Annotated in this window: 8 protein-coding genes; 5 read left to right on the plus strand and 3 right to left on the minus strand. The window is 58.8% G+C overall.

What is annotated here, in order from left to right; translation table 11 throughout:
• Nucleotides 1-107: 107 nt before the first annotated feature.
• Nucleotides 108-647 carry a hypothetical protein gene (locus tag FJ398_23110; GenBank protein ID MBM3840792.1) on the minus strand — a complete coding sequence of 180 codons (540 nt, stop codon included), beginning with the start codon at nucleotides 645-647 and terminating at the stop codon, nucleotides 108-110.
• A 168-nt stretch (nucleotides 648-815) separates the two neighbouring features.
• On the opposite strand from FJ398_23110, the gene FJ398_23115 reads away from it, so the two are divergent.
• Both FJ398_23115 and FJ398_23120 read left to right on the plus strand, forming a co-directional pair.
• Nucleotides 816-1,694, plus strand: coding sequence for a DUF1080 domain-containing protein (locus tag FJ398_23115; GenBank protein ID MBM3840793.1), 879 nt, complete (start codon nucleotides 816-818; stop codon nucleotides 1,692-1,694).
• Nucleotides 1,691-2,995 carry a Gfo/Idh/MocA family oxidoreductase gene (locus FJ398_23120; GenBank protein ID MBM3840794.1) on the plus strand — a complete coding sequence of 435 codons (1,305 nt, stop codon included), beginning with the start codon at nucleotides 1,691-1,693 and terminating at the stop codon, nucleotides 2,993-2,995. Before FJ398_23115 ends, FJ398_23120 begins: the two co-directional genes overlap by 4 nt.
• Before the next feature lie 9 nt (nucleotides 2,996-3,004).
• Here the strand turns inward: FJ398_23120 and FJ398_23125 are convergent, their stop codons facing one another.
• A complete protein-coding gene (locus FJ398_23125; GenBank protein MBM3840795.1) occupies nucleotides 3,005-3,898 on the minus strand; it encodes a DUF4159 domain-containing protein in 894 nt (297 codons plus the stop codon).
• A gap of 198 nt (nucleotides 3,899-4,096) precedes the next feature.
• Here FJ398_23125 and FJ398_23130 point away from each other — a divergent pair, with 198 nt between their 5' ends.
• The 3 genes from FJ398_23130 (at nucleotide 4,097) to FJ398_23140 (ending at nucleotide 7,350) form a co-directional block, all read left to right on the plus strand.
• A complete protein-coding gene (locus FJ398_23130; GenBank protein ID MBM3840796.1) occupies nucleotides 4,097-4,318 on the plus strand; it encodes a hypothetical protein in 222 nt (73 codons plus the stop codon).
• A gap of 228 nt (nucleotides 4,319-4,546) precedes the next feature.
• A complete protein-coding gene (locus tag FJ398_23135; protein ID MBM3840797.1) occupies nucleotides 4,547-6,556 on the plus strand; it encodes a S9 family peptidase in 2,010 nt (669 codons plus the stop codon).
• Nucleotides 6,553-7,350 carry a type II secretion system protein gene (locus tag FJ398_23140; GenBank protein ID MBM3840798.1) on the plus strand — a complete coding sequence of 266 codons (798 nt, stop codon included), beginning with the start codon at nucleotides 6,553-6,555 and terminating at the stop codon, nucleotides 7,348-7,350. Before FJ398_23135 ends, FJ398_23140 begins: the two co-directional genes overlap by 4 nt.
• Nucleotides 7,351-7,469: 119 nt before the next feature.
• Here FJ398_23140 and FJ398_23145 read toward each other — a convergent pair whose 3' ends face one another.
• Nucleotides 7,470-8,351: a sugar phosphate isomerase/epimerase gene (locus FJ398_23145; protein MBM3840799.1), complete on the minus strand. Its 882-nt coding sequence runs from the start codon at nucleotides 8,349-8,351 to the stop codon at nucleotides 7,470-7,472.
• Nucleotides 8,352-8,498: the final 147 nt, after the last annotated feature.

Consider the following 8,498-nt stretch of genomic DNA (forward strand, 5'->3'; position numbering starts at 1 on the left):
TTTTTCGCCAGACTTCGTTGCTTGCTCCTTACAGATCCACTTCGGGATATGCTCGTCGCTCGCGCCTCGTCTGGCCGAAAAATCCCTTGCCGCGAACGTGAGCGTATTTATGAAATGGACCACTTAGCTTCGGTGATCCACTCGACATATTCCTTCTTGTGGCTGTAGCTGAACGCCTCGAAGGTCGACAGCGCCTTCTTGTTCTTCTTCAATAAAGCGACGAAATAATCTGGCACGATCAATTCTTTCTTGTCCTTGGATTTTGGCCTGACCGAGAGCTTGACTCCGGCCTCATTCAACTCCACGGCTTTCTTGATATAGCCGATCAGAACGTCGTCCTTGGGCAAGTCCGAGAGTGACGTGATCCGTCCGAACTGTCCCATCGCTTGATCCTCAGGCGTGGCAGGGCCTTTGTCCTTGCCGAAGATCAACGCGCCTTTCCAGAAGCCGAAAGCGCAGTGCGCCTTGAACGAAGCCATGCTGCACAGCACGCCTTTGTAGTCGAAGTGCGGGAACGACCACTTCATGGTTTCCTCCACGTCCGGGCAAGCGTGATGAACCAGCTTTCGGATGTGATTCAAAATCGGTTTCGCGAAGTCGGCGGACTTGGCGATGTAAGCATCCACTCGATCGTCTCGTTTTCCCATAGGGTTGTTCGTTGATTTTGGGGTTGGTTCGGACATTCGGGCCGTGAAACGCACAGGGCCTTGCGCGCGGACCAACCCTTTGTCAACGCAGTGGTTCACGGTTCCCGAGGATAGGATTGACGCCGATGGACGCCTTTAGAAGATTCCCTGCAACGCCGCCATTTAATCATGAACGCGTTCTCCGCTGTGCCTTCGGTGGCCTTGACGCGCCGCCGGTTCCTCCAGATTTGCTGCGTCGAAGCCGGCACATTTCGGGTCGCGCTCGGAGCGAGTCGCGCTCCAGGCACGAACCAGCAACCTGTCAACAGCATCCCCATCAGCCCGCGCGACGAGGTGATCCGGCTTTTTACCGGAAAGGACCTCACCGGCCTGTACGGGTGGCTGAAGGACACGAATTACGACGATCCCAAAAAGGTCTTCAGCGTGCAGGACGGTATCCTCCGAATTTCTGGAGAGGTCGATGGGTATCTCGCCACGGCGAAGGGTTATCGCGATTATCATCTGATCGTCGAATACAAATGGGGCGAGAAAACCTACGGCGCAAAGACCGTGCGGAATTCCGGCATCCTCCTCCACGCCGTCGGCCCGGACGGCAACCGCAGCCCCTGGATGGCCTCCATCGAATGCCAGGTCGCGCAGGGCTGCGTCGGCGATTTCATCGTGATCCGCGGCAAGGATGCGGATGGCTCGACGATCCCCGTGACCATCACCAGTGACACGATTCTCGGACCGGACAAACGCACGCGTTGGAAGAAGGGGGGCCAGCCCACGGTCTATTCGGGCAGACAATTCTGGTGGTCGCTCCATGATCCGGAGTTCCAAGAACTCATCGACACGCGCGGCAAGCACGACGTGGAAAGCCCGCTTGGCGAATGGACGCGCGTCGAGTGCATCTGCGATGGCAACCGCATCACCGTGGTGGTCAATGGCACAACGGTCAATGAGTGTTACGACGTCTTTCCATCCTCTGGAAAAATCCTGCTCGAATCCGAGGGCTTCGAAATCCTGTTTCGCAAATTCGAGCTTTATCCCCTCAACAAGCCATGAAGACAAGAACCGCAACTTCCGTTTCCCGCCGCCAATTTCTCAAAACTTCGAGCGCTGCCGTTGTGTCAGGCGCCGTGGCCGCTCGGGAACTCATCCCTGGCCGCGTGCACGCGGCTGGCAACGATGTCCTGCGCGTTGGGTTGATCGGTTGCGGCGGACGCGGCACGGGCGCCGCCGCGCAAGCGCTCAAAGCCGACGCCCACGTCAAATTGGTCTCACTCGGCGACGCCTTCACGGATCGATTGCAAACCAGCCTGTCCACGCTTCAGAACCAGAAGGAAATCGCCCATAAAATCGAGGTGCCTCCGGACCGCTGTTTCGTCGGGTTCGACGCCTACCAAAGCGTGCTGGCAAGCGGGGTGGACGTGGTGTTGTTGGCCACGCCGCCACACTTTCGTCCGATGCATCTGAAGGCGGCGATCGATGCCGGCAAGCACGTGTTCGCTGAGAAACCGGTCGCCGTCGATGCGCCCGGCGTGCGCTCCGTGCTGGCCGCTTGCGAAGAGGCGAAACAGAAGAAACTCTCGGTCGTTTCCGGCCTTTGCCTGCGTTACTCCTCCGGCTTTCGGGAAACGATCCAGCGCATCCACGACGGCGCGCTGGGGGAAATCCGCGCGTTGCAAGCAAACGATTATCGCGGCTCGATCTGGGTCAAACCGCGCCAGCCGGGTTGGACCGACATGGAATGGCACATGCGCAACTGGTACTACTTCACCTGGCTCAGCGGCGACTTCAACGTCGAGCAACACGTCCATTACCTCGATGTCTGCGCCTGGATCATGAACGACGAATACCCCGTCAGCGCAGTCGGCATGGGCGGACGCCAGGTCCGCAACGCGCCTGAGCACGGCAACATTTTCGATCATCACTCGGTGATTTATGAATACGCGAACGAGGTGAAACTCTTCAGCAATTGCCGCCAGCAAGCGCGGTGTCGCAACGACATCGCGGGCTACGTTTTCGGCGAGAAAGGCACGGCTGAAGTCTCCGAGCGTCGCTTGCGGATTTCGGCCGGCACGTCCTGGAGTTACGACAGCAAGCAGAAGGACGATTTCTACCAGACCGAACACAACGAATTATTCGCCAGCATTCGAAGCGGGCAGCCGATCAACAATGGCGAGTACATGGCCAAGAGCACGCTCCTGGCAATCATGGGCCGCATGGCGACCTACACGGGCCAATCGATCACTTGGGAGCAAGCGATGAACTCGCAGGAGAATCTGAGTCCAAAGACTTACGCGTGGGATGCTGAACCGCCGGAGTCACCAATCGCCATTCCAGGTCTGACGAAATTCATTTGAGGCGCTTCTTCAGTGCGTCATCGCGTAGAAAATGATATTGATGCCGAGTGGATAGGCGCGTTTCTCCGAGAATTCGCGGAAGAAGTAGTGGAACTCCTGCTCGCGCTCCCAGCCGTCGCCGTTGTCCGTGTTGTGGCAGGCAATCACGATCATCCGCCCTCTCTCATCAAAAAGCGCGCGGATGTGCACGTCCCGGCATTCCTCGCCGTCATGGTATTCCCACGTCACGCCGGTGTGCTGGCTGTTCTCGCCCGTCCAATAATTGGGAACCTGCAATTCATTTTTGGAAACACGCAGCGGGAAGACACTGTGAAAAATCGGGTGATCCATGGGCAACTCGACGAATTCGCGGTCGGGCAGGACGCGTTTCATCTCGCGCTCGAAATTCTCCCATTCCAGCGGACCCCAGAAGTCGTCGGCCATGAGAAAGCCGCCATTGAGCAGATACTTCCGCAAGGCCTGGACTTCCGCCTCGCTGAAGCGCAACGCGCCCGGTTCAACCATGTAAAGCCACGGTAACTCGAACAACTCCGGCTCCGTCAGACTCAGCACGCGCCCGTCCGGATCGACTTTCATGGAGGTTAATTGCTGCAGCCGATAGGACATATCCAGATCGCTGTCGGGAAAATCGATGAAGCAGTAGCCAGCACGGCGCGGTCCAGACCAATCCCGGTGGTAGCGCACGCGCACAAACGTGAAGACGTCTTTCTCGAAACCCGGCGCGTTCGTCCAACGCGGAAACTCCGTGCTGTGCGTGGGCACTTCGCGCGCGGTGCGAATCGGCGCGTCCTCCGGAATCCAGCCTTCACCCCCGCCCCAGCCGCCGCGATAGCGTTGGGCGAGCGCTACTCCCGTGCCCAGCAAAGCCAGCATCCAAAGCCACGGGCTCCGTCTCATGAACATCGTGCCCGGAATTTGTCATTCCGCTGAATGAAAGACAAGGAAAGCTCGCCATCCAGCAGCAATTCTCATTTTGGCCGCACGTAGTCCCGGCTTCAGCCGGCTTCAGCCGGCCCGGCCGGAAAACCGCCAAAGAACCGGTTAAAACCGGGACTACGTGCGGGTCATTTTTCAACGCCAGGGCCACCCGTCAATCTGCTGGTGACCTTTCTCGCGCTGGCCCTGGGCGCCGCAGCCTTGATCAGCGGTTTGCGCCGCCGGTTCCCGGCCTATGGCGCATTCCTGGGGCACACGCGGTTCAGCAATTACTTCATGATCGCCATTTTTCCGATCCAGACCCTTACCTGGCCTGGACGCGGGAGCGGTGGATCGCGATCGTGGTCTTCGCCATCCCCATCTGGCTCATCCTGCATTTCGGATTGATGCCCATTCGGAATCGGGCGTCATGACGCGTCCAGAAAATGGAATTGCACGCGCGGAGCGGATCATTACGCTCCGTGCCGCGTGAGCTCCCTGACCCAGTGGACAACCGATTCCTATTCTCGCTGGTCACCCCAGTTGGCACCTCATGCTTCCGCGCTGATCCTCGTGCTCACGCTTTCAGTGGTGCTTTCGCCGATCGCTGCCCTGGCGCAGGACCGACTGAAGACGATGCCGGGTTACGCGAGGTATCAGAGAATGAGCCGCGAGCTCACCAACGCGGTCAAACTCGGCGCGCTCACCGTCACTTGGAAGGAGGGTGGAAAATCCTTCGAGTATGAGAAGGACGGCAAGCGCTACGTTTACAGCATCGCGGAACGCAAAGCCACGGAGGTTGAAAAACCGGCGAAACCTTCCACACGAAGCGGCGAAGCCGGAACTCGTGGTCGTCGCGGACGCGGCAATCCGCCGGAGCGCGGACGCCAATACACTTCCGCTCTTTCCCCGGACGGCAAATTCAAGGCGTTCTATCGCGACCGCAACCTCTGGCTGAGCGACACCAATGGCGCGAACGAGTTTGCCGTCACGACCGATGGCAGCGACAAAACCCGCGTCAAGTACGGCACGGCAAGCTGGGTCTACGGCGAAGAGCTATTCCAAAACACCGCCATGTGGTGGTCCACGAACAGCAAAAAACTTGCTTTCTACCGCTTCGACGAAAGCCACGTGCCGGATTATTATCTCACGCTCAACCAAACCAATATTCAGAGCAAAGTCGACGTTGAGCCTTATACCAAGACCGGATCGACCAACCCCGTGGTGGACCTCCTCATCTACGACCTCGCGACAAAGAAATCCGTCCAGGTCGATGTCCGCGACGGAACGCCCTTTGATAACTCCGTCGTCGGCCATTATGTCTATGGCATCTCCTGGACGGCGGACGGCCGCGAGTTGCTTTTCCACCGCACGAACCGGCGGCAAAACATCCTCGAATTCTGCGGGGCCGACCCGGAGACGGGCAAAACGCGCGTCATCATTCGGGAGGAATGGCTCCCGAGTTGGGTCGAGAATCTGCCGCCCCAACGCTTTCTCAAAGACGGTCGGCGCTTTATCTGGACCTCCGAACGCACCGGGTGGCGGAATCTGTTCCTTTATGACCTGAGCGGCAGACTGATCGCCACCATCACGAATCATCCCTTTGAGGTCGGCGACGTGATCCATGTGGACGAGACGGCGGGACTGGTTTTCTACACGGCACGCAGCGGCGACAATCCGATGAAGCCTCAGCTTCATTCCGTGAGCCTGGACGGAAAGGGGGGTCGCTGCCTGACCGATCCCAGACTACACCACACCGTGAATGTCGCGCCCAGCGGGCAGCACTTTATCGACGTTGCCCAAACGCACGATTCACCTCCTGTGACGAGCCTCCGGGACGCGGACGGTAAACTCGTGGCCGAACTCGCCCGAAGCGATATGACGAAGTTCAAGAAACTCGGCCTCAAGCCGGTCGAGCTGCTCAAGTTCAAGGCAGCCGATGGCGACACCGATCTCTACGGGATGCTGCACCGCCCCTCGAATTTCAAGCCGTTCAAAAAATATCCGCTTCTCGTCAGCGTTTACGCAGGCCCAGGCACGACCGGCGCGCGCGAAACGTTCACCTTGCCCAACGTGCTGACGGAATTCGGCTTCCTCGTCGCCACCTTTGATTCCCGCAGCGCGAGCGGGCGCGGCAAACGCTTCCTCGACGCGATTTACTTGAAGTTCGGCCAGGTGGAAATCGACGACCAGACGGCCGGAGTGAAATCACTGTGGAACCGGCGTTACGTGGACAAGAAGCGCGTCGGCATCTTTGGCACGTCTTACGGCGGCACCGCCTCCGCCACGTGTCTGATGCGATATCCGGACGTTTTTCACGTGGCTTGTTCTTCGTCGCCAGTCACGGACTATCGCAACTACGACACGATCTACACGGAGCGTTATATGTGGCTGCCGCAGGAAAACAAGGAAGCCTATGACGCCGCCAGTCTGATGACCCACGTGAAAAACCTCAAAGGCCGCCTGATGCTGTTCTACGGAACGGCGGACAACAACGTGCATCCGTCAAACACGCTGCAACTCATTCACGCTTTGCAGCGTGCAGGAAAGAGCATCGAAGTGCAGGTCGGCCCGGACCAGGGGCACGCCGCCATCAACCGCGATCGCATGATGGAGTTTTTTATCGAAAACCTGATTCCGAGATGAAACGACACGCTGCCACAAGGAATCCGCGGCGCGTCGGCTTCACACTGATCGAACTGCTGGTCGTCACGGCCATTGTCGCGATCCTGACAGCCATGCTGTTGCCCGCCGTCAGCCGCGCGAAAGCGAAGGCCCGGCAAATCAATTGCCTCTCGAACGCCCGGCAACTCGCCGCTGCCGTCATGCTCTACGTCGATGAGCACCATGAAATCTTCCCGCCGTCGGCCGACTACAATGTCCCCACCCATGATCCGAATCGGATCTGGCCGGTCAAAGTTCTGCCTTATGTGCCGAACACGGAAGTGTTCAGTTGCCCGAGTGCGGCAAACCGGTCCTTTTCGGCAGACTGGGCCACGCGCGGCGCAGGCTCGATCGGATACACCACCGCGACAGCTTACGATCAGACAGAAAATGAAGGCTTCTCCACCCCCACACGCGTTTCCATGATCGAGAGTCCGACACTGACGCCGCTGTTCGGAGACACACCAAACGGTCCGGTGAGCGAGAAGTATCGCGGCTTCACGTTTGACCCGTACAACGGCCAGCCAAACTCATCCGATCCGAGGCTCGGCGCGCCGCTGATCGCAGACCGCGATCTGGTGAAGGAGCTATCCGATTTGCCGCCTTCAGCCCTGAAACCTCTCATCGCGCGGCACTCGGGATTGGTGATCCTCCTGTTTGCCGATGGCCACGCGAGCGCATATACGACTGCAGCCGTTCTCGGCCAAAACAAAGGCGCCGGGCTTCACTGGCGATTCCGCGCCCCGCATTCGCCGGGCCCACAGTCTGCGCCCTGACGATCCAGCAAGTAAGACCTCCCTGAGCAGAAAGAGACGCGAATTGCGCGAATTCTCGCGAAAAGTTCCAGAGTTCAATTCGCGTTAATTCGCGAAATTCGTGTCTGTTTCCACTTCGCTCAAAGGGCCGCCAGCGTCTTTTCCAGAAATTCTCGATTGGCGCGCGCGTTGGCCGTGGTTTCTTCAGCCGTCGCGCCGACTTTCACGCCTTCGACCATAATCGGGCCCTTGAAGCCGGCAGACTTCAGCTTCGCGAGCACAGCCTTGAAATCCACCTTGCCCGTGCCGAATTGCGTCATCACCTCGGCCTTCGGCGCGGCGCAATCCTTGGCGCAAAAGCCCGTGACGTATTTGGCGACCGGCTCCAACTCTACGAGCGGATCTTTGCCGGTGTAGTAAATGATGTTACCGGCGTCGTACCAAATCTTGAAGTTCGCGTGCGCCACCTTCTCGAGGCAGCGCAAAATCTCCTCCGACGCCCCGCTGCCGCCGCCGTGCGGTTTCATCGCGATCTGAATGCCGCGTCGCTCTGCCTGCGCCGACGCGTCGGCCATGAGGCGATAGAAATTCTCGTAGTGCGCCGGCTTGTCCACGCCGAAAGTGAGCATGAACTTCAGCTCCAGCCGCGCGGCGTTTTCGATCTGTTTGCGCAGGTCCGAGATATTGTCGCCGAGCGCGCCTTCCTGCCTGAAGCGGATCGCCGTCAGGTTGACGGCCAGGCCGCGTTGCGCGATGCGCCTTTTCAAGTTGTCCAAGTACTCCGGCGTCGCCGCAGAAGACGTCATGGCTTCACCGCGTTGCCCGGTCAGGAGACCGGTGAGCTTGTAGCCGGCGGCTTTGATTCCATCGAGCGCGTCGTCGTAGCTCCACCGCGTCCACGGGCGGTTGAAACAGCCGACGGGCCAGTGCACTTTTTCGGCGGCCAGAGAGCGGAGGAATTGAGAAGTGGCGAGCGAGGTGATGCTCAGGCCAGCGGTCTGGATGAAGATTCGGCGGTTCATTTGAGCGAATTGTCTTCCTTAGTGGTCCATTTCATAAATACGCTCACGTTCGCGGCAAGGGATTTTTCGGCCAGACGAGGCGCGAGCGACGAGCATATCCCGAAGTGGATCTGTAAGGAGCAAGCAACGAAGTCTGGCGAAAAAGAA

It is taken from the genome of Verrucomicrobiota bacterium (assembly GCA_016871535.1).
Classification (GTDB): domain Bacteria; phylum Verrucomicrobiota; class Verrucomicrobiia; order Limisphaerales; family SIBE01; genus VHCZ01.

Coding starts and splice junctions, on each gene's coding strand:
- FJ398_23110 (MBM3840792.1), bottom strand. CDS start 647: ATGGGAAAACGAGACGATCGAGTGGATGCTTACATCGCCAAGTCCGCC.
- FJ398_23115 (MBM3840793.1), top strand. CDS start 816: ATGAACGCGTTCTCCGCTGTGCCTTCGGTGGCCTTGACGCGCCGCCGG.
- FJ398_23120 (MBM3840794.1), top strand. CDS start 1,691: ATGAAGACAAGAACCGCAACTTCCGTTTCCCGCCGCCAATTTCTCAAA.
- FJ398_23125 (MBM3840795.1), bottom strand. CDS start 3,898: ATGTTCATGAGACGGAGCCCGTGGCTTTGGATGCTGGCTTTGCTGGGC.
- FJ398_23135 (MBM3840797.1), top strand. CDS start 4,547: ATGCCGGGTTACGCGAGGTATCAGAGAATGAGCCGCGAGCTCACCAAC.
- FJ398_23140 (MBM3840798.1), top strand. CDS start 6,553: ATGAAACGACACGCTGCCACAAGGAATCCGCGGCGCGTCGGCTTCACA.
- FJ398_23145 (MBM3840799.1), bottom strand. CDS start 8,351: ATGAACCGCCGAATCTTCATCCAGACCGCTGGCCTGAGCATCACCTCG.